The sequence below is a fragment of the Flavobacterium gelatinilyticum genome (genome assembly GCF_027111295.1).
Classification (GTDB): domain Bacteria; phylum Bacteroidota; class Bacteroidia; order Flavobacteriales; family Flavobacteriaceae; genus Flavobacterium; species Flavobacterium gelatinilyticum.
In genome coordinates this window covers 2,766,362-2,786,938 of sequence record NZ_CP114287.1, presented here as the reverse complement: position 1 = coordinate 2,786,938, position 20,577 = coordinate 2,766,362, and the positions used below count along the sequence as shown (strand labels likewise).

The 20,577-nt window shown below is 34.9% G+C and carries 22 protein-coding genes; 11 read left to right on the top strand and 11 right to left on the bottom strand.

Annotation, left to right across the window (positions count from 1 at the left end; genetic code table 11):
- Positions 1-33: 33 nt before the first annotated feature.
- Positions 34-630 carry a Crp/Fnr family transcriptional regulator gene (locus OZP11_RS11815; RefSeq protein ID WP_281235524.1) on the bottom strand — a complete coding sequence of 199 codons (597 nt, stop codon included), beginning with the start codon at positions 628-630 and terminating at the stop codon, positions 34-36.
- Positions 631-724: 94 nt separating this feature from the next.
- On the opposite strand from OZP11_RS11815, the gene OZP11_RS11810 reads away from it, so the two are divergent.
- The 5 genes from OZP11_RS11810 to OZP11_RS11790 all read left to right on the top strand — a co-directional run bounded on the left by OZP11_RS11810 (position 725) and on the right by OZP11_RS11790 (position 6,959).
- The gene (locus OZP11_RS11810; protein WP_281235398.1) at positions 725-1,453 is read left to right on the top strand and encodes a phosphoglycerol geranylgeranyltransferase; all 729 of its coding nucleotides are present in this window, start codon (positions 725-727) and stop codon (positions 1,451-1,453) included.
- A 21-nt stretch (positions 1,454-1,474) separates the two neighbouring features.
- Entirely contained in the window at positions 1,475-2,098 is a 624-nt protein-coding gene (gene pnuC, locus OZP11_RS11805) for a nicotinamide riboside transporter PnuC (RefSeq protein ID WP_281235397.1), read from the top strand.
- Entirely contained in the window at positions 2,059-4,173 is a 2,115-nt protein-coding gene (locus OZP11_RS11800; protein WP_281235396.1) for a DUF4301 family protein, read from the top strand. Before pnuC ends, OZP11_RS11800 begins: the two co-directional genes overlap by 40 nt.
- Positions 4,173-4,577 (top strand): alternative ribosome rescue aminoacyl-tRNA hydrolase ArfB, encoded by a 405-nt coding sequence (gene arfB, locus OZP11_RS11795; RefSeq protein ID WP_281235395.1) that lies wholly within the window; start codon positions 4,173-4,175, stop codon positions 4,575-4,577. The genes OZP11_RS11800 and arfB overlap by 1 nt, the downstream gene beginning before the upstream one ends.
- A gap of 279 nt (positions 4,578-4,856) precedes the next feature.
- A complete protein-coding gene (locus OZP11_RS11790) occupies positions 4,857-6,959 on the top strand; it encodes a TonB-dependent receptor (protein WP_281235394.1) in 2,103 nt (700 codons plus the stop codon).
- 44 nt (positions 6,960-7,003) lie between these two features.
- On the opposite strand, the gene OZP11_RS11785 is transcribed toward OZP11_RS11790, so the two are convergent.
- A complete protein-coding gene (locus tag OZP11_RS11785; protein ID WP_281235393.1) occupies positions 7,004-7,417 on the bottom strand; it encodes a Rieske (2Fe-2S) protein in 414 nt (137 codons plus the stop codon).
- 155 nt (positions 7,418-7,572) lie between these two features.
- Here OZP11_RS11785 and greA point away from each other — a divergent pair, with 155 nt between their 5' ends.
- Both greA and OZP11_RS11775 read left to right on the top strand, forming a co-directional pair.
- Entirely contained in the window at positions 7,573-8,049 is a 477-nt protein-coding gene (gene greA / locus OZP11_RS11780) for a transcription elongation factor GreA (RefSeq protein WP_281235392.1), read from the top strand.
- A 63-nt stretch (positions 8,050-8,112) separates the two neighbouring features.
- Positions 8,113-8,502 carry an HIT family protein gene (locus OZP11_RS11775; protein ID WP_281235391.1) on the top strand — a complete coding sequence of 130 codons (390 nt, stop codon included), beginning with the start codon at positions 8,113-8,115 and terminating at the stop codon, positions 8,500-8,502.
- A gap of 55 nt (positions 8,503-8,557) precedes the next feature.
- Here OZP11_RS11775 and OZP11_RS11770 read toward each other — a convergent pair whose 3' ends face one another.
- Positions 8,558-9,724, bottom strand: a complete 1,167-nt coding sequence (locus OZP11_RS11770; protein ID WP_281235390.1) for a sensor histidine kinase — start codon at positions 9,722-9,724, stop codon at positions 8,558-8,560.
- Positions 9,725-9,882: 158 nt separating this feature from the next.
- Here OZP11_RS11770 and OZP11_RS11765 point away from each other — a divergent pair, with 158 nt between their 5' ends.
- From OZP11_RS11765 to aat, 3 genes are all read left to right on the top strand, one after another.
- Positions 9,883-10,758 (top strand): flavin reductase family protein, encoded by an 876-nt coding sequence (locus OZP11_RS11765; protein WP_281235389.1) that lies wholly within the window; start codon positions 9,883-9,885, stop codon positions 10,756-10,758.
- 32 nt (positions 10,759-10,790) lie between these two features.
- Positions 10,791-11,162 carry a DUF3127 domain-containing protein gene (locus tag OZP11_RS11760; RefSeq protein ID WP_281235388.1) on the top strand — a complete coding sequence of 124 codons (372 nt, stop codon included), beginning with the start codon at positions 10,791-10,793 and terminating at the stop codon, positions 11,160-11,162.
- Between the two features lie 157 nt (positions 11,163-11,319).
- Positions 11,320-11,961 carry a leucyl/phenylalanyl-tRNA--protein transferase gene (gene aat / locus OZP11_RS11755; RefSeq protein WP_281235387.1) on the top strand — a complete coding sequence of 214 codons (642 nt, stop codon included), beginning with the start codon at positions 11,320-11,322 and terminating at the stop codon, positions 11,959-11,961.
- Positions 11,962-11,987: 26 nt separating this feature from the next.
- Here aat and OZP11_RS11750 read toward each other — a convergent pair whose 3' ends face one another.
- Complete coding sequence (locus OZP11_RS11750; protein ID WP_281235386.1) at positions 11,988-12,953, bottom strand: phosphatase PAP2 family protein; 966 nt, start codon at positions 12,951-12,953, stop codon at positions 11,988-11,990.
- A 202-nt stretch (positions 12,954-13,155) separates the two neighbouring features.
- Between OZP11_RS11750 and OZP11_RS11745 the strand changes: the two genes are divergently transcribed.
- Positions 13,156-13,950 (top strand): MOSC domain-containing protein, encoded by a 795-nt coding sequence (locus OZP11_RS11745; RefSeq protein WP_281235385.1) that lies wholly within the window; start codon positions 13,156-13,158, stop codon positions 13,948-13,950.
- Here the strand turns inward: OZP11_RS11745 and OZP11_RS11740 are convergent.
- The 7 genes from OZP11_RS11740 to thiC form a co-directional block, all read right to left on the bottom strand.
- Positions 13,947-14,657 carry a HesA/MoeB/ThiF family protein gene (locus OZP11_RS11740; protein WP_281235384.1) on the bottom strand — a complete coding sequence of 237 codons (711 nt, stop codon included), beginning with the start codon at positions 14,655-14,657 and terminating at the stop codon, positions 13,947-13,949. The genes OZP11_RS11745 and OZP11_RS11740 overlap by 4 nt on opposite strands.
- 60 nt (positions 14,658-14,717) lie before the next feature.
- Positions 14,718-15,845, bottom strand: coding sequence for a 2-iminoacetate synthase ThiH (gene thiH, locus OZP11_RS11735; protein ID WP_281235383.1), 1,128 nt, complete (start codon positions 15,843-15,845; stop codon positions 14,718-14,720).
- A 96-nt stretch (positions 15,846-15,941) separates the two neighbouring features.
- Positions 15,942-16,718 (bottom strand): thiazole synthase, encoded by a 777-nt coding sequence (locus OZP11_RS11730; protein ID WP_281235382.1) that lies wholly within the window; start codon positions 16,716-16,718, stop codon positions 15,942-15,944.
- Positions 16,699-17,337: a thiamine phosphate synthase gene (locus OZP11_RS11725; RefSeq protein WP_281235381.1), complete on the bottom strand. Its 639-nt coding sequence runs from the start codon at positions 17,335-17,337 to the stop codon at positions 16,699-16,701. The genes OZP11_RS11730 and OZP11_RS11725 overlap by 20 nt, the downstream gene beginning before the upstream one ends.
- Positions 17,330-18,070, bottom strand: a complete 741-nt coding sequence (locus OZP11_RS11720; RefSeq protein WP_281235380.1) for a hydroxymethylpyrimidine/phosphomethylpyrimidine kinase — start codon at positions 18,068-18,070, stop codon at positions 17,330-17,332. Before OZP11_RS11720 ends, OZP11_RS11725 begins: the two co-directional genes overlap by 8 nt.
- Positions 18,028-18,639, bottom strand: coding sequence for a thiamine phosphate synthase (locus tag OZP11_RS11715; protein WP_281235379.1), 612 nt, complete (start codon positions 18,637-18,639; stop codon positions 18,028-18,030). Before OZP11_RS11715 ends, OZP11_RS11720 begins: the two co-directional genes overlap by 43 nt.
- Before the next feature lie 73 nt (positions 18,640-18,712).
- Positions 18,713-20,536, bottom strand: coding sequence for a phosphomethylpyrimidine synthase ThiC (thiC, locus tag OZP11_RS11710; protein WP_281235378.1), 1,824 nt, complete (start codon positions 20,534-20,536; stop codon positions 18,713-18,715).
- Positions 20,537-20,577 lie beyond the last annotated feature (41 nt).

Below are 20,577 nucleotides of genomic sequence, written 5' to 3'. Positions count from 1 at the left end.
TTTTATGACTTAAATCATAAAAACAGAACTATTTTATCTGTATACTTTTCGATTAATAATCTTCAATTCTCCTTTTTTTTCAAGCGCTTTTATGGTCCTGATAACTGTTTCCACACGCAGCCCTGTTAAGTCTCCAATCTGCTGTCGGGTAAAATTAATAAGATAGCCGTTTTTGTCTTTTTGAAAATTAAAATACGCAATTCCGTGGTCGATTAATTTGAGTACCCTATGTTCCGGTTCGTGTGTAGAAATTTCGGCAGCCATTATCGATTTGTAATACAAACGCTGCGCAAGATTTTCAATAATTGTAATACTTACAGAAGGATTTTCTGCGAGTAATTTTAAGAAATTAGGTTTAGATAAAAGAATGATTTCACTTTCTTCAACCGCAATAGCATTTGCCGGATATTTTTGGTTTAAAAACAAAGGAGGTTCGCCAAAGGACTGTTTTTTGTAAAATATTCCCTGAATAAATTCGCGCCCGTCATCATTATAATTACTCATTTTAATTTCTCCTGAAAGAATCTGGTAATAATGCGCAGGCAGATTTCCCTCTTCAAAAATAATTTCGTTTTTGTTGAAGGATTTTTTTGACGCACCATATTTTTCTAATAATGAAACGGCAATCATAATTGTTTTCTTTTGGTTTTCAAAGGCGATTGTACAAATATAATTCATTCAAAATAGTTCTTCTACGTTAAAAACTTTTACTTTTACACCCGTTATGGAGCAAAAATTACGCATGATTCACCAGCAGATTTTAGAAGCCAAGAAGAACGGACAAAAATTATTAGCCATACTTTTGGATCCTGACAAAATAGTCTGGGAAAATTTAGATCATTTATTACTTAAAATAAACCAGTCTCCTGCAACACACATTTTTGTTGGAGGAAGTATTGTACAAAGCACTATTCTGGAGGATTTAATTGCACAGTTAAAACAAAAAACAAACTTACCGGTAGTTATTTTTCCGGGAGATCCGTCGCAGATTTCTCCTCAGGCCGATGCAATTTTATTCCTATCCTTATTATCTGGCCGAAATCCGGATTATTTAATAGAATATCAGGTTCAGGCGGCGCCAATTCTTAAAAGAATCAATCTGGAAATAATCTCAACGGGATATATTTTAGTAGAGAGCGGCAATGAAACAGCTGTGGCACGCGTTAGTAAAACGGAACCGCTTAACAGAGAAAATTTAGATTTAGCTCTTGCAACCGCTCAGGCAGGAGAAATGCTTGGCAATAAACTGATTTATCTCGAAGCCGGAAGCGGGGCAAAAAAAGCAGTACCGCTGGAAATGATTTCTTTAATTGCTCAAAACATTGAAATTCCTATTATTGTTGGCGGCGGAATCGTAGATTTGCACGGAATTCAAAATGCTTATAATGCGGGGGCTGATTTAGTTGTAATTGGAACCGCTTTTGAGAATAACAGCCATTTTTTTGAGTTATAATACTATTTAAATACGTTGTCAATGATTGATTTTTTTTTAGAAAGCTATAAAAATGCACCGCTATGGCATATTATTCTGGAATTTTTGGTTTTTGTATGCGGTATTTTAAGCGTATGGTTTGCTAAAAAAGAAAACATTTGGGTTTATCCCACAGGACTTATTGCAACAGTAATTTCAGTATATCTTTTATATATTGCAGGTTATATAGGAGACATGATTATCAATGCTTATTTCTCTGTTATGAGTATATATGGCTGGTATATGTGGGCAAAAGGAGGAACTGTAGAGGATAACCTGCCTATTACAAGAACAAATTTTAACGAAAAAATTATAGGGTTTATTCTCTTTTTTGTAACCATTTTTGTAGTTTTCGGCATTTATAAATATTTCGATTATGAAATCCATAATGATAATTATGTCGATATGATTTCATCAGGAATATTTTTTGCCGGTATGTGGTACATGGCCAGAAAGAAAATCGAAAACTGGACGCTTTGGATTATTGGTGATATTATTGTTGTGCCTCTTTACGCATATCGCGGTTTAGGGATGTTGTCGCTTCAGTATTTAATTTTTACAATTTTGGCTATTTCAGCTTATTTAGAATGGAGAAAAATCTTAAACAGCAAAAAACAAATATCATAAAAATTGCTTTGTTTGGTCCTGAAAGTACAGGCAAAACAACTTTGGCAAAACAGCTTGCGGCTTACTACGAAACCCAATGGGTTCCTGAGTTTGCACGCGGTTATCTGCAAAAAAGATGGGAAGAAAACAAACATATTTGTGACGCAGGAGATATGCTTCCCATTGCTTACGGACAGGTTTTACTGGAGAATGAAAAAGTTTCATCTGCCAAAAAATATTTGTTTTGTGACACCAATCTCATGGTTACTAAAGTCTTCTCCGAAGTGTATTATGGTTTTTGCGATCCACTTTTAAATGAAGCAGCTTTAAAACATGATTATGATTTGTTTTTCCTTACAGACATAGATGTGCCTTGGGAAAAAGATGATATCAGAGATAAAGCAGAAGGAAGGGAAACTGTTTTTTCTGTTTTTAAGCAGACTTTAATAGATAATAATAAACCTTTCATAACCCTTTCCGGAGATAAAGAAAGTCGTTTGGCAAAAGCAAAAACGATAGTAAATGCGTTAAGTGCTTTAAAAGAAAAAGGATTGTCATCTGAAGATTTTGTCGAAATATATAATCACGGAATTTCTTCTGAAAACATTTTAAAGCAATTAGAAATATTTAAAAACGGGATTGCTAAAAGTAATTTAATCAGTCCTGCCACAATTGGCAACGGAATTTTGAGTTTATCAGAAAAAGATTTTGAAGAAAAAGCAGCGTTTTTTGATGTTCAAAAAGAAGAATTAAAAATCAAGAAGTTTGTTCCTGCATCTGGCGCGGCAACGAGAATGTATAAGTTTTTAACCGCTTTTTTGAATGATTTTGATATTCAAAAAGAGACTATAAATGCTTATATAAACAGAAAAAAAGATAAAGAACTTGCTATATTTATTATAGGGATGGAAAAGTTTCCCTTTTTTGATGCGGTTGATAAAAAATTAAGGGAAATTTATTCTGATTTTGAAAGTTTAGAAAGAGATTATAAAAATTATTATTTCATAAAAACATTGTTGTCTTCGGACTATTTTAATTCAGCAAATAAACCCAAAGCAGTTCTGCCTTTTCATCAGTATAAAGATCATATCGCAAACCCAATCGAAGAGCATTTAAATGAATGTGTGCATTACGCCACATCAAAAAATGTTTCAAATCTTCATTTTACTGTTTCAGAGATTCATCAGGATTTGTTTGAAAATGCCGTAAATGAAATTAGAGGGAAAATAGAAAAACCTTCGGGAGTTGCCATTGACATAACATATTCTTACCAAAATAAAAGCACTGACTCTATAAACGTTGATGCGAAAAATAAACTTGTGAGGGATAAAAAGGGAACGTTGGTTTTTAGACCCGGCGGTCATGGTGCTTTAATTGAAAACCTGGACATTCTGGATGCCGATGTGATTTTTATTAAGAATATCGATAATGTAATTCAAAATCATATTGATCAAATCACCTTATATAAAAAAGCTTTAGGCGGAATTTTAATTGCAATTCAACAGAAGACTTTTGCTTACTTAAGAGAAATTGAAGAACAAGAGGTAAATGAGGAAAGCTTATTGCAGATTATTGAATTCTTAAAGCAAAAACTTCATATTGAATTAGGTAAAGATTTTAATAAATTCACTTTTGAAAATAAGATTATTAAAATCAAAGAATTGTTAGACCGTCCAATACGGGTTTGCGGTATGGTTCGAAATGAAGGTGAGCCGGGAGGCGGACCATTTTGGATTATGAACGGAAAAGGAGAGATTTCGCTGCAGATTGTTGAGACTTCTCAGGTTGATTTAACAAACAAAAAACAGCTTGAAATATTAGAAACAGCAACGCATTTTAATCCGGTTGATTTAGTCTGCGGTATTAAAAATTATAAAGGCGAAAAATTTGATCTTAAAGAATTTGTAGATCACGAATCCGGGTTTATTGTAGAAAAAAGTGTTGAAGGGAAGCCAGTAAGAAGCTATGAACTTCCGGGACTATGGAATGGTTCAATGGCCGACTGGTTAACGGTTTTTGTTGCCGTTCCTTTAATAACTTTTAACCCTGTAAAAACGGTAAACGATTTGTTAAAACCGGCACATCAGCCACAATAATGGATAACGAAAAAATCATATCAGAATTAGGTTTTAAAGCCGTTCGGAGCAGTGGCTCGGGCGGACAGAACGTGAATAAAGTTTCATCAAAAGTAGTGCTGACTTTTGATTTAGAAACTTCACAAGCTTTATCTGATGATGAAAAAATACTTTTAAAAGCTAATTTAGCTCCTCGCTTAACTTCTGAAAACATCCTGATTTTAAATTGTGATGAAGACCGAAGCCAGCTTAAAAACAAAGAGATTGTTACGAAACGGTTTCTGGAAATCGTCAAAAAGGGATTATACGTCCCAAAAGTCAGAAAAGCTACAAAAGTCCCAAAATCTGTAATTAAAAAAAGAATTAAAGACAAAAAGAATATTTCGGACTTGAAACAATCAAGAAGAAAACCAAACTTGGAATAAATCTCAAATTTGATTTTTGAAATTTTTAACAGTACATTTGCACTGTCTCAAAGGGGTGCTCTAAATAACGAGCTGAGATCATACCCAAAGAACCTGAGCGAGTAATGTTGCTAAGGGAAAAAACGACACTATCGAGAGTGCACACTTTATTTTGTCGTGAAACACATTTATTAATTTAACAAAAGAATAATTCCCCCTTTTATTCGTAATTTTTTACGAATGAAAAATTTTATTTTAGGTACTGAGGTACTAAGCTGCAAAGGTTCTAAGGTTCAAAAAATGAGCAGAACCAAATCTATTTTCTTTCTTCTATCTTCCGGATTCTTCACATTATTTTCTTTTGCACAAGTACAGGATTCTACAAAAGTAAATCAGCTTGATGATGTACTGGTTTCTGCGGTTCGTGTTACTTCAAAAACGCCGGTTACGTTTAGTAATATGGATAAAAAAGAAATTAGATACAGAAATCTTGGACAAGATATTCCGGTCCTAATGAACTATCTTCCTTCTGTTGTTACAACAACCGATGCCGGAGGAGGAATTGGATATACCGGAATCAGAGTCCGCGGAAGCGATGCCACTCGTGTAAACGTAACCATTAACGGAATTCCGTACAACGATGCTGAAAGTCAGGGAACTTTCTGGGTAAACATGCCGGATTTTGCTTCCTCTGTAGAAAGTCTTCAATTACAGCGTGGTGTTGGAACTTCGACAAATGGTTCAGGAGCTTTTGGAGCAAGTTTAAATATGCTGACCGACAGTTACGCATCTAAGGCCAATGGCGAAATTTCAAGTTCATACGGAAGTTTCAATTCCAATAAAAATACCGTAAAATTCAGTACTGGTTTATTAAATGATCATTTTGAATTGGCAGGACGTTTGTCTACTGTTAAATCAGATGGTTATGTAGATCGCGCAAGTTCTGATTTGAAATCGTATTTTCTTCAGGGAACTTATATCGGAAAAACAACTTTAATCAAAGCTTTGGTTTTTGGCGGGACTCAAACCACATACCAGTCCTGGAACGGAATTGATGCTGATAAATTGAATTCAGATCGTACATACAATTCGGCTGGAGAATATACAGATGAATTTGGAAAGACCCGTTATTATGATAATGAAACTGATAATTACAAACAGGATCATTATCAGCTGCACTGGAGTGAATCTCTTTCTGATAAATGGAGCAGCAACCTGGCATTTCATTATACAAAAGGAAAAGGTTATTTTGAAAACTATAAGCCGGATGCGGCTATGTCAGAGTATAATCTGACTTCTGTAGGAGCAATTGAAAAAACAGATTTAATTCGCCAGAAATGGTTAGACAATGATTTTTACGGAACTACATTCTCTGTGAAATACAAAGAAGAAAAGCTTGATGTAATTTTAGGAGGCGGATGGAATAAATATGAAGGGGATCATTATGGAAAAGTAATCTGGGCGAGGTACGCATCACAATCTGAATTGGGAGACCATTATTATGATGATTTTTCTACAAAAACGGATGGAAACATCTTCGCAAAAGCTAATTTTCAATTAAATGAGGTAGTAAGTTTTTATGGGGATTTACAATACAGGAGAGTGCGTTATGAGGCAAATAGTGCCGAAACCGGTTTAGTGAACGATACTTTTAATTTCTTTAACCCCAAAGCGGGTATGAATTTAGAATTCAATGAGCAGAACACACTTTACTTTTCGTATGCACGTGCGAACCGTGAACCGAACAGAACCGATTACGAAGGGGGTAATGTAAAACCGGAAAAATTAAATGATTTTGAATTGGGATGGCGATTTAATTCAGAAAAATTCCAGATGAACTCAAATTTTTATTATATGGGATACAAAGATCAGCTGATTCTAACGGGAAGATTAGATGATGTAGGAAATCCAATTCGTGCAAATACCGAGAAAAGTTACCGTTTAGGTTTTGAATTTGATGCAACTATTTCACTTTCAGAAAAATTTATCCTTAGACCAAACTTCACTTTGAGCAGTAATAAAAACGTTGATCTGGCTGTTGAAGGCCAATATTACGGAACAACAAAAATTGCTTATTCTCCGGAAGTTATTGCAGGAAATATAATTGTTTATAAACCAATCGAACGACTTTATGTTTCATTATTACAGAAATATGTTGGCGAACAATATATGAACAATATCGAACTGCCTTCCGCAAAACTGGCAGATTACTTTGTAAACGATTTAAATATTTCGTACGAAATAAAAACAAAATCTGTTTTTAAATCTATTACCATTACCGGGATGGTAAACAATATTCTGGACAAGAAATATGTTTCAAACGGAGCAATGTGGGATATTTATCCCTATTATTATCCACAGGCAGGGATTAATTTCCTAGCCGGATTATCTCTGAAATTCTAAGTAAAAAAGCCTGAAAATTTAAACTTTCAGGCTTTTTTTATTTTTTAATTGTAAACGTGAATCACAGTTCCGGTTACTTGTACTTTGTATTGTTTTAAAGCGTATTCTTTTCCTCCCAGGCCTGTAAATAGGCTGTAAGATGTTTTGTCGCAGGAGCATACGGCGTTTATGCCATCTATCGTCATGGCGGTGCATGAATTTACTTCCTGATTAGGGCAGGCCGCATCAAATGCATTGTAACCGCTTCCGGCATTAAAAATAATAATTCCTTTTGCTCCCTGATTAGGAACAATTACTGCGTTGCTTGCATATTTAAGGTCAGAATATAAGGGCAGGTTCATATCTACAGATAAATTTACAGCATAGCTGGGAATGTAAGGGTTCTTATTGCTGCGTTCGTGGTCGCTGCAGGCAGAAAGAACACAAATAAAAACGATAAAGAGCCAGATTTTTTTCATTATTTTAATAAGAATTAGTGAAACAAAAATAATTTATTTAGATTTGATTTTTATATGATTAACATATAATTATGTACTATTAAAAATAATAGTATATTTGTATTACAAAATCCCGTCCCGATGGGATTTTTTCTATTTATGTAAACGATGAAGTTATGAGTAAAGTATCTTATTATACCGCAGATGGTTTAAAAAAATTAAAAGATGAATTGGAGCATTTAAAGAGTGTAATGCGTCCTAAAGCATCTCAAGATATAGCAGACGCAAGAGACAAAGGTGATTTATCTGAAAATGCCGAATACGATGCTGCAAAAGAAGCACAGGGTTTATTAGAAATGAGAATTGCTAAACTTGAAGAAGTATATGCAAACGCAAGATTAATTGACGAATCTCAATTAGATGTTTCTAAAGTTTTGGTTCTTTCTAATGTAAAAATTAAAAACCAAAGCAACGGAATGGAAATGAAATATACACTTGTTGCCGAAAGTGAAGCCGATTTAAAAACGGGGAAAATTTCTGTAACATCTCCTATTGGTAAAGGTTTATTGGGGAAATCTGTTGGTGAAGTAGCGGAGATTACAGTGCCAAACGGCGTTTTGAAATTTGAAATTCTTGATATTTCGAGAGACTAAATTTTAGTTTAACTGGTTAATCGTTTATTCTTTTAACCTATTTAACGATTAAACAAATAAAAAATGAGCTCAATATTCACTAAAATAGTAAACGGAGAAATTCCTGCTTATAAAATTGCCGAAGACGAAAACTATTTGGCTTTTTTAGATGTAAATCCAAATGCTAAGGGCCATACGCTTTGTATTCCAAAACAAGAAATCGATAAGATTTTTGATATGGATGAAGAACTGTATTTAGGTCTGATGAAATTCGCTAAAAGAGTGGCCGCAGCTTTAGAAAAAACGGTTCCATGCAAAAGAGTTGGAATTGCGGTGGTTGGACTTGAAGTTCCTCATGCACACGTTCATTTAATTCCGTTAAACGAAATGGATGAAATGCGCTTTATTAACAAAGTATCACTTTCTAAAGAAGAGTTTGAAGCTTTAGCCAAAGATATTCAGTCAAATCTTTAAGGATTAAATCAATAAAAAAACACCAATTCAAATATTATTCTGAATTGGTGTTTTTTTATGCCTGATTTTTATCTGAATCACTAATTTTATAGCTTATCTGAAACGTAGTTCCTTTTCCAATTTCAGAATGTAAAACCTTAATTTTGCCCTTGTGATATTCCTCTACAATTCTTTTTGTCAAGGAAAGACCCAATCCCCAGCCGCGTTTTTTTGTTGTGAATCCGGGCTCAAAAATAGTTTTGAACTGGTGTTTGGCAATCCCGCTTCCGGAATCTTTAATGTTTACTTTAACATGCTGCGAATCTTGTTCAATTTTGATGTCCAGCGTTCCCTTTCCTTTCATGGCATCAATGGCATTTTTAATCAGATTTTCAATAGTCCAGCTGTGAAGAGTAGGATTTATCAAAGCAAAAACAGGTTTATTAGGAGAAGAATAAGAGAATTCAACCTGTTTAGAAAAACGGGACTGCAGATATTCGCAGGTATTTAAAGTTTCTGAAACAATATTGTGAGGTTCTAATACCGGTACCGAGCCAATTTTAGAAAATCGGTCAGTGATGGTTTGCAGACGTTCAATATCCTTTTGAATTTCTACGGTAATGGACTGGTCAATATTTTCTGTTTTTAAGATTTCAATCCACCCAATTAACGAAGATAAAGGCGTCCCGATTTGATGTGCTGTTTCTTTCGCCATTCCTGCCCACAGTTTATTCTGAGTGGCCATCTTAGTGCTTTTATAAAAATTGTAAACCAAAGCACCGCACAGAAAAATGATTAACAGCAAAGCAACCGGATAATATTTTAGTTTATTAAGTAAAGCTGAGTTTCCATAACAAATCTGCTGAAATTTTCCCGGAGCGTATTCAATTACAATAGGATCATTTTCGTTTTTCAGATTTTTTAAAAACGACATCGACTTCTTTTTGTCTTTAATGATATGATCAGGAACATTTACAGAACTAATAACTTTATCATACATTACAAGCATAACCGGAACCGAAGTGTTGCTGTTTGTTATTTCGAGAGGTAAATCAAGATCAGTATTTTCATCAGCGTTAATGATTGTTTTTTGTGCACTGGCCCACAGATTCATTTTCATTCTTTCTTCATTTTTAAATATCTGGAAAAAAGTGTAGGTATTCCAAAGAATCAGGGAAATGATTAAAAAGGAAATAAAGATGATAACCCAGCGTGTTGTATTTGTGCTTTCGGAAAAGTGCATAACTAATTTTTGAGGTATAAATATAACGAATTAAACACATTTTATATTTTGTACCGCTTTAAAGATTTTGTTTTTATCTTCTAAAAGAATTTCCCCGAATTAAACGATTTCTATATTTTTGTACCTGCCAGAATGAGGTTTGGTTAAAAATAAAAGTTATGATTAGCATCGATCCAAAAGAAACACCAACAGCAAAGTTACAAGGCTATCTGCAGAGTTCTGTAGGGCCAAGGCCTATTGCTTTTGCCAGTACAATCAGCGAAAAAGGAATTCCGAATTTATCACCATTCAGTTTCTTTAATGTCTTTAGTGCTAATCCGCCAATTTTGGTTTTTTCGCCTTCAAGACGTGTCCGCGACAATACTGTTAAACACACCCTTATTAATGCCGAAGCAACAAAAGAGGTGGTAATTAATGTAGTAAACTATGATATAGTACAGCAGACATCGCTTGCAAGTACCGAATATGGAGACGGTGTAAACGAATTTATCAAAGCCGGATTAACTCAGGTTCCTTCAGATTTGGTAAAACCGTATCGTGTAAAAGAATCTCCGGTGCAATTTGAATGCAAGATTACGCAGATTATTCCGTTAGGAACAGAAGGAGGTGCCGGAAACCTGATTTTGTGTGAAGTAGTAAAAATCCACATTAGTGAATCTGTTTTAGATGAAAACGGATCGATCGATCAGCATAAAATAGATCTGGTTTCGAGATTAGGAGGAAATTGGTATTCGAGATCGAATCAGGGACTTTTTGAAGTAGCAAAACCGCTTACAACTTTAGGTGTCGGCGTAGATGCAATACCCAATTTTGTTAGGGAAAGTACTGTGTTTAACGGGAATGACCTCGGAAAATTAGGAAACATCGAAGCCTTGCCTACAAAAGAAGAAGTTAGTATATTTGTGAAAGAAAATTTTTCCGTGAAAGGAGTTCTAAGCTCAGATGATCAGGAAAAAGTACATTTAGAAGCCAAAAAATATCTCGATAAAGAAGATATTGCCTCAGCCTGGAAAGTGCTTTTAGCTAAAAAATAAGAAAAGAAACAATAATTAATTTATAGACGAAGATGGAAGTTATAGGAAAAGTAAAAGTCGTTAATCCTGAGCAGCAAGTTAGTGCTTCATTCAAAAAAAGAGAGTTAGTAGTTACTACAGATGAGCAGTATCCGCAGCACATTTTAATCGAATTTACACAAGATAAATGCGATTTATTAAGCAGCTATAAACAAGGAGAGGCAGTAAAAGTTTCTATCAATTTAAGAGGAAGAGAATGGGTTAATCCACAAGGAGAAACCAGATATTTCAATAGTATTCAGGGCTGGAGAATCGAAAGATTAGCAACTGAAGCTCCGGGACAAGCACCAGCAATGCCTGCAGCAGAAACATTTGCTCCGGCTTCAAATGTAAGCGAAGACGAACCAGACGATTTGCCATTCTAAAATCAGGCAGATTCCAAAACTATAAATTCCAAATTTCAAATCATCAGAGTGTGATATGGAATTTGGAATTTTTTTGTATAAAGTTTTGAAATTGCCGGCCTTTGAAATTTGGAATTTCACTACTGGAATTTTTTTAAACTATTGATTATTTTAAAAAATGTATTTCTTATTTGATAATTTATATTTCCCGCCCGTTTCCGAAGCCGATGAAGAAGGCATTCTGGCAGTTGGCGGTGATTTAAGCCCCGAACGCTTAAAGCTGGCCTACAAAAAAGGTATTTTTCCTTGGTTTAATGAAGGAGAACCTATTCTTTGGTGGGCTCCGGATCCTCGTATGGTTTTGTTTTTAGATGAATTAGTGATTTCTAAAAGCATGCGGAATATTTTAAACCGAAAGCATTTTACGGTTACCTTTAATACCAATTTCAAAGAAGTAATTTCGAACTGCCAGAAAATACAACGAGACGGTCAGGACGGAACCTGGATTTCAGATGATATAGTCGAATCATATTGTGAACTTCATCGTCAGGGAATCGCAAAATCGGTTGAAGTATGGCAGGAAGGCGATCTGGTTGGCGGTTTATATGGGATCGATTTGGGACATGTTTTTTGTGGCGAAAGTATGTTTTCGAAAGTTTCAAATGCTTCAAAAGTGGCTTTTATATCTTTGGTAAGACATTTACAAGCCGAAAATTATAAACTATTAGATTGTCAGGTTTACAATCCACATTTAGACAGTTTAGGCTGCAGGGAAATTGATCGTGAAGAATTTATGGAAATTTTGAAAAACAATCCTTAAATCAAACAGCTTTTGTATGAGAAAGCTTAAAAAGTTATCGTTAATTTCAGCATGTTAAACCCATTATTTCTGGAAGCATTAAAATCATAACTGTATTTTTTGTTTTCGGTTAGCAGTTCACTTTTTTTCATTTTTCTTTTGGCAATATTTTTACCAATAATATACCCCATTACAAGAGCTACCGGATAATCAGATACCCAGTGTACATGACTCTGTGCCATTTGGAACCCTAGAATTCCTATTAAACCAAAACCAACTGGTTTAATCCATTTTACTTCGGGATAATTTCCTAATATAACATATAATGCCGATGTGGCAGTCATTACATGTCCTGATGGAAAAGCATCGTAATTCGGAGTATTGTTTGCATAGGCTTTAAAACTTGGAAAAGGATTCCATTCTCCTCCCGGAACTCCACCTTCAGTATCAGATGGACTTTGTCTTCCGGAAATTCTTTTTATTGTCTGGCTGAAAATGCCCGATATTGCAATACTTTCTATTAAACCAGAAGCTGTGTGCAATGACCTGTAATCATTATTGATTAATCCATAAGCTGTAAAACCCATACTTAATAAAATTGGGGTCGTACCATTTCCTATTAAATAAATTGCCGATGGAATATCTGGAGGAATATTACTTAAAGGACCAAAAGTTTTATACCGGGCAACCGGAGCCATTCCTAATTTTCCGCCTATTTCGCGGGAACGATCTGTTAAGTATTGATCTGCCGGGAGTAAGGCAACTGTTGTTACAGTAGCAGCCCCAAGAGCAATAAGATTTTCTTTTTCTCCAATACCTTTTATTGTTCCGGTAAAATCTTTAGGCAGTTTGGTTATAAAATCAAAGAATCGTGGTCTGTCATAAGTATAAATTTCACCATTTGGAAGTTCATATATCTGATGCTTGGAACCATCAATTAGAGTATCTTTGGCTTGTGAATTTATGTATTGGCAGCCAAGTAAAAATATAAATGCAATAAATAATTTTTTCATAAAAATAAACAAAAGACTGCAAATATAAGAATAAGACTACAATACAGGGTGTTTTATGATGTTTTTTTAGTGAAAAAGACTTGATAAAAAGTTTGTCTTGTTCTAACTAAGTGATAATATGGTTTCTATGTTTTTAAAAATTAAAACTTAATTTTACAATAATAGAATTTACGAATGCTATTTAGAAAAAACTAAAAATAAAATGAGTGTAATTTACAGTGTAAAAGAAATCTATATCTATCCGATAAAAAGTTTAGCGGGCATTAGCTTAAAAAGCGCCAATGCCGAAGAAATGGGATTTGAAAACGACCGAAGATGGATGCTGATTAATGCTGAAAATGTTCATGTTACACAAAGGGAATATCCGATAATGAGTCAGTTTTATCCTGAAATTTATGATGATACAATTAAAATTACTTTTGAAGGAGAAACGCACGAATTTTCTACAAATGAGCATTTAGAAAATGCAATAGAATCTCAAGTTTGGGACGATAAAAGTGAAGTTTTTGAAGTAAATAAAAACGCTTCAAAATGGTTTAGCGATAAACTAGGCTTTAATTGCAGATTGGTAAAAATTATAAAAATTGGAGACAGAAAGCATGAAAGTTCGAGATTAAAAGAAACTTTCAATGTGAGTTTGGCCGATGGTTATCCGTATTTATTAATTGGATCAGAAAGTCTTGATTTTTTAAATGAAAAATTAGAAGAAAAAATCACCATTAAAAGATTTCGTCCGAATATCGTTATTAGTACAAAAAATGCGCATGAAGAGGATGATTTTAAGTCTTTTACAATTGGCGGAGTTCAGTTTAAAAACATAAAACCCTGCGGAAGATGTATTATGGTAAACAACGATCCGCAGAAAGGAATTGTGAAAAAAGAACCTCTAAAAACCTTGAGTAAATATAGAAATGTAGATAATTCAGTTTTATTTGGAACTAATCTTGTGAGTCTGAACTCGGGAATTATTAGCGTTGGCGATGAGGTTATTTTTTAGAAATTCAGTTTTATAAAATTCCAGTTTAAAGTATTGAAGATTACCAATTCATTGTTTAAAGTTGGCAATTCTAAAATTAATTTCAGCGTTTCGTGCGCCATCATATTTCCAATAATTCCTGGCAATGTTCCTAAAACACCATTTAAATTACAATTCGGAACATCTTTTGGATCTGGCATTTCCGGAAATAAATCACGCAAATTTTTGCTTCCGTTATGATTAAAAACCGCAATTTGTCCTTCAAACTTTAAAATACTTCCATAAACTAAAGGCTTTTTCAATTCAACGCAAGTATCATTTACTAAATAACGAGTCGAAAAATTATCCGAACCATCGACAACAATATCATATTGTTCGATGATTTTTGAAGCATTTTCAGCGGTTAATTTTTCATTAATCGAAACAGCTTCAATCAACGGGTTTAATTTAGAAACTACTTTTTGTGCAACAATTGCTTTATGCTTTCCAATTTCACTTTCAGTATATAAAATTTGTCTGTGAAGGTTGTGAATTTCAATGGTGTCAAAATCCATAATTCCAATAAATCCAACTCCAGCAGTAGCAATATATTGTAAAATCGGACAGCCTAAACCGCCCGCGCCAATAACTAAAATACGTGCTTTTTTTAGTTTTTCCTGACCTTCATCGCCAATTTCGGGAAGTATAGTTTGTCTGTTGTAACGAAGGAATTCTTTTATGATGCTCATTTTGTGAATTGTAAAATGTAAAATGTTGTTTGTAAAACTTGAAACCTGAAACCTGAAACTTCAAATTTTACGTTTGAAACTAAAACTTCTGTCCCAATCTTTCCAAACTGGTTCATAACCTGCTTTTTTTATAATTTTTGAAATTTCTTCAGCAGATCGTTCATCACTGATTTCGAATTGTTCCAAAGACTGCGGATCGACCACATATCCGCCCGGATTGGTTTTAGAACCTGCACTCATACTCGTAACGCCAATTGGAATTATGTTGTTTCTGAATTTTTCGTTTTCACGCGTTGAAATCGAGATTTCCAAATCTTCATTCCATAAACGGTAAGCGCAAATTAACTGTGTTAAATCTTTGTCATCCATAATGAAATTAGGTTCGATAATACCTTCAGCAGGACGAAGACGCGGAAAAGAAACCGAATATTTTGTCTGCCAATATTTCTTCTGCAAATAATCTAAATGCAAAGCATTGAAAAAACTATCCGTTCGCCAATCTTCCAAACCTAATAAAACGCCCAAACCAATTTTATGAATTCCAGCAGTTCCAATTCGGTCGGGAGTTTCCAATCGATAATCGAAGTTTGATTTTTTGCCTTTCGTATGATACTTTTTGTAAATTTCCTGATGATACGTTTCCTGATAAACCAAAACCGAATATACTCCAGCATCATGTAAACGCTCATAATCTTCTGTTGAAAGCGGCTGCACTTCAACAGAAATAATCGAAAAATCTTCTTTGATTAAATTAATTGCATTCAGAAAATAATTAATGTTTACGGTATAATTTGCTTCACCCGTAACCAGCAAAATATGATCAAAACCAGTATTTTTTAAGGCTTCGACTTCGAGTTTTATTTCAGCGTTAGAAAGTGTTTTTCTTTTGATTTTATTGTCTAAACTAAATCCGCAATAAGTGCAAATATTTTGGCATTCGTTGCTTAGATAAAGAGGTGCGTACATTTGAATGGTTTTCCCAAAACGTTTCTTGGTGATTTCATGGCATTTTTGTGCCATTTGTTCTAGATAATTTTGAGCAATAGGAGAGATTAAAGTCAAAAAATCATCGATGTTGTATTTGGTTTTAGCCAAAGTTCGTTCGACATCTTTTGATGTGGTTTTGTATATTCTGGATTGGATTTCATCCCAATTGTATTGCTCAAAAATAGATTTGAATGTTTTCATAATGTTTAACCGCAAAGAGCGCAAAGTTTTACGCAAGGTTCACAAAGCTTTGCGTTCTTCGCGCTTGTCTTTGCGGACTTTGCGTTTGAAAAAAAATTATTCATAAAGAAAAGAAGTCAAAGGACTAGAAGCCGAAGCATAATGTTGCTGATTCGCAACTTTAGCTTCAAAAGCCTTTCTTCCTGCAATAACAGCTTCCTTAAAAGCCTCAGCCATTAAACTTGGATTTCCGGCAACGGCGATGGCAGTATTTACCAGAACAGCATCGGCACCAATTTCCATTGCTTTTGCAGCATCAGAAGGCGCTCCAATTCCGGCATCGACAATAACTGGAACCGTACTTTGTTCGATGATTATTTCTAAGAAATCAATCGTTTTTAAACCTTTGTTACTTCCAATTGGCGAGCCTAGTGGCATTACAGCAGCAGTTCCGGCACTTTCTAAATGTTTGCATAAAACAGGATCGGCGTGAATGTAGGGAAGTACGATGAAACCCAATTTTGCCAATTCTTCGGTTGCTTTTAAAGTTTCAATCGGATCGGGCATTAAATATTTTGGATCGGGGTGAATTTCTAATTTTACCCAATTGGTTTCTAATGCTTCACGAGCCAATTGCGCAGCAAAAACAGCTTCTTTGGCATTTCGCGCTCCAGACGTATTTGGTAATAAATTGATATTCGGATGTTTTAAATGCGATAAAATAGCATCAGTATCGGTTTCTAAATCAATGCGTTTTAAGGCAACGGTTACCAATTCACTTTCTGAGGCTAAAATGGCGTTCTCCATGTCTTCATTCGAACCAAATTTTCCCGTTCCAAGAAATAAGCGGGATTTAAAGGTTTTGACTCCTATATTAAACAATGATGTCTGCATATAATTTTTCGTTTAGTTGTTGAATTAATTTTTCTTTTTCATCACTTTCGGTAATGATTCCAGAAACGGCAATTCCATGAATTCCAGTCTCCATTAACGGACTCACATCTTGCAATGTGATGCCTCCAATAGCATAAACCGGAATATTGATTTTATTTTTTTTTAATTTTTGAAGAATATCAAAATAGCCCGCTAAACCTAAAATTGGACTTAGTTTTTCTTTTGTCGCAGTAAAGCGGAAAGGACCTAATCCAATATAATCACAACCGTTTTTGACATGATTTTCAATATCTTCAAAAGTATTGGCAGTTCCTCCAATCACTTTTGAAGCGCCTAAATAAGCTCTTGCTTCGTCGATTTTGGTATCAGTTAAGCCTAGATGAATACCGTCTGCGTCAATTTCTTTGGTAAGATGTAAATTGTCGTTTACAATAAAATTGGCGGTGTATTTTTCGCATAATGGTTTTACCGCTTTTGCTAAAGTGAAAGCGTCTTTTTGTGTTTGGTTTTTAAAACGCATTTGTACCCAATTGCATCCCGCATCAAGCGCCTGATGAATATTGTACAATTGTTTTTCGATGGTTTCGCCCTGCGAGATATATTGAAGTTTGCTATACATAATGATATCCGATTAAAGTTGGTGTTGAACTCAGGTAATTTTCGATATAGATTTTAGCATTTTTACAGGCTTCTTTTAGCGTTTGATTTAAAGCTAAATTGGAAGCAATTGCAGAAGAAAGTACACAACCTGATCCGTGTTTTTCAAAGCAGTTTTTTCCTGAAGGAAGCAATTCTAAAACTTCATCTTTTAGAAATAAACGATCTGTCCCTAAGGATTTTTCATTGTGTCCGCCTTTCAACAAAATGTTCGTTGGAAATTTATTTTCTTTCGAAATGAAATCAGGAAATAGAATTTCGGCTTCAGGATAATTTGGCGTTATTAAATCGATTTTTGAGAGTATTTTATCTAAATCTAAACAATCTTCAATATTCATAAATTCAAATTTGGTGGACGATTTCAAAACGGGATCCCAAACAATTTTTGTTGTTGGAGAAAGCAGTTTTATAGTCGAAACTATTCGGTTTAAATCATATAAAGAAGGTAAAATTCCAATTTTTACTACTTTGATTTTATAATTCAAAAACAACGTTTCGATGGAACGAATCACAAAACTCAAATCTGTCCACTGAATTTCATAAAATTGATTTTCAGTCTGAATGGTATTGGCTGTCGAAATAGCAAAACCGGTTACTTTATGCTGTTCAAATGTTTTGATGTCAGCTAAAATTCCGGCACCACCCGACGGATCTAAACCTGCGATTGAGAGTACGAAAGGACGATCTGTTGACATAATTTAAATTGTTTTAATGGATTTTCATTCTTCCAAATACTACCTAAAAGCGCGACATCGTCGAAACCTTTTTCGAGAACTTTTTGGACATTTTCAGAATCAATTCCGCCCAAAGCGACCATTTTTGTTTTATGATTTTTTCTTGATTTTATTTCTTTGAAAAGATCTTTTTCGGGATAATAATTTTCTTTAGAAATACTTTTAAATACGGGACTCAGAAAAGCATAATTAAATTCAGTTGATAAAGAATTGAAATCGCTTATTGAATGTGTTGACGTTGATTTAGACCTACAAGGTTTTGAAAACCTTGCAGGAAAGTCATTCGGCATTTTTCTTTCTTTTTCAGAGAAATGAAATCTTTCAATACCAAAATCTTCCCCTAATTGATGATGAGTATGCAAAACCAAATAGGATCTAAATTCCAATTTTATTTGATGGATAAACTGTGCCATTTCCAACTCAGAAAAATCAGGTTTCCGAACATGAAGCAAAGACAATCCTTCCTCTAACAAAGAGTGAAGAATGTCTATTTCGCCTTCAACAAAAAAAGGATTCGTAATCAAAATCATAATTGTAAAATGCTTTTTGTGAGATGTAAAATGTGAAAATTATTGCATTTCACATTTTACAAATCTCATCTCACTATATATAAATCTCTTTCCCCTGCTCAATAAATTCCTCTGATTTCTCCTGCATCCCTTTTTCTGCAGCAGCGACATCCCTGATTTCCTGCGATATTTTCATAGAGCAGAATTTTGGCCCGCACATCGAACAGAAATGTGCCACTTTTGCGCCATCGGCAGGAAGTGTTTCATCGTGAAATTCTCTCGCTGTATCTGGATCTAAAGCCAAATTAAACTGGTCTTCCCAACGGAATTCGAAACGGGCTTTACTCAAAGCATTATCGCGATACTGCGCTCCCGGATGACCTTTTGCCAAGTCGGCAGCATGAGCAGAAATTTTATACGTGATTACACCGTCTTTCACGTCTTTTTTATTCGGTAAACCTAAATGTTCTTTTGGCGTAACATAACACAGCATTGCACAGCCATACCAGCCAATCATAGCGGCACCAATTGCCGAAGTAATATGATCGTAACCTGGCGCAATATCAGTAGTTAAAGGCCCTAAAGTGTAAAACGGAGCTTCGTGGCAGTGTTCTAATTGTTTGTCCATGTTTTCTTTAATCATGTGCATCGGAACGTGTCCCGGGCCTTCAATAAAAACCTGAACATCGTGTTTCCAAGCGATTTTTGTCAATTCGCCTAAAGTTTCTAATTCGGCAAATTGTGCGGCGTCATTAGCATCGGCAATCGAGCCTGGACGTAAACCATCTCCTAAAGAAAAAGCGACATCATATTGTTTCATAATCTCGCAGATTTCTTCAAAATGCGTGTACAGGAAGTTTTCTTTATGATGAAATAAACACCATTTTGCCATGATAGATCCGCCTCGGGAAACGATTCCGGTAACACGATTGGCGGTTAAATGGATGTAACGAAGTAAAACTCCGGCGTGAATAGTGAAATACGAAACACCTTGTTCTGCCTGCTCAATCAAAGTGTCACGGAAAATTTCCCAAGTTAAATCTTCGGCAATTCCTTTTACTTTTTCTAATGCCTGATAAATGGGAACGGTGCCAATTGGAACGGGAGAATTTCGAATAATCCATTCTCTGGTTTCGTGAATGTTTTTCCCGGTTGATAAATCCATAATCGTGTCAGCTCCCCAGCGACAGGCCCAAACGGCTTTTTCAACTTCTTCTTCGATACTTGAAGTCACGGCGCTGTTTCCGATATTGGCGTTAATTTTTACCAAGAAATTACGCCCTACAATCATGGGTTCGCTTTCTGGGTGATTGATGTTATTTGGAATAATAGCTCTTCCGCAGGCTACTTCAGAACGAACAAACTCTGGAGTGATTCTATTTTTTGGCGTATTTGCACCAAAGCTGTTTCCGTCATGCTGACATTGCATGGCGCTGGTCTGTTCGTTTAAAAGTTCGATGCGCTGGTTTTCACGAATCGCTATATATTCCATTTCCGGAGTGATGATTCCTTGTTTAGCGTAATACAATTGTGTTACGTTTGCATCTTTTTTGGCACGTTTTGGCTGATGTAAATATTCAAATCGAAGATGGTTTAGACTTTCATCTTTCAATCGGCTTAAGCCATAATCTGAAGTTATTTCGTCTAGAATTTCAACATCATTTCGGTCTAGAATCCAGCTTTCGCGTAAGCGTGGCAAACCTTTTCTAATATCAATTTCAATATTCGGATCTGTGTAAGCGCCCGAAGTATCGTAAACAGTTACGGGCGGGTTTTTCTCAATGCCGCCATTTGAAAGTTTGGTGTCGCTCAAAGCAATTTCGCGCATGGCTACTTTTATTGGATGAATTTCTCCGTCGATATATACTTTTTTAGAATTCGGAAACGGGGTTCTGGATATTTGTTCTTCGTTTGTCATAGCTTGTATTTTGTAAAATGTGAGATGTAAAATGTGAGATG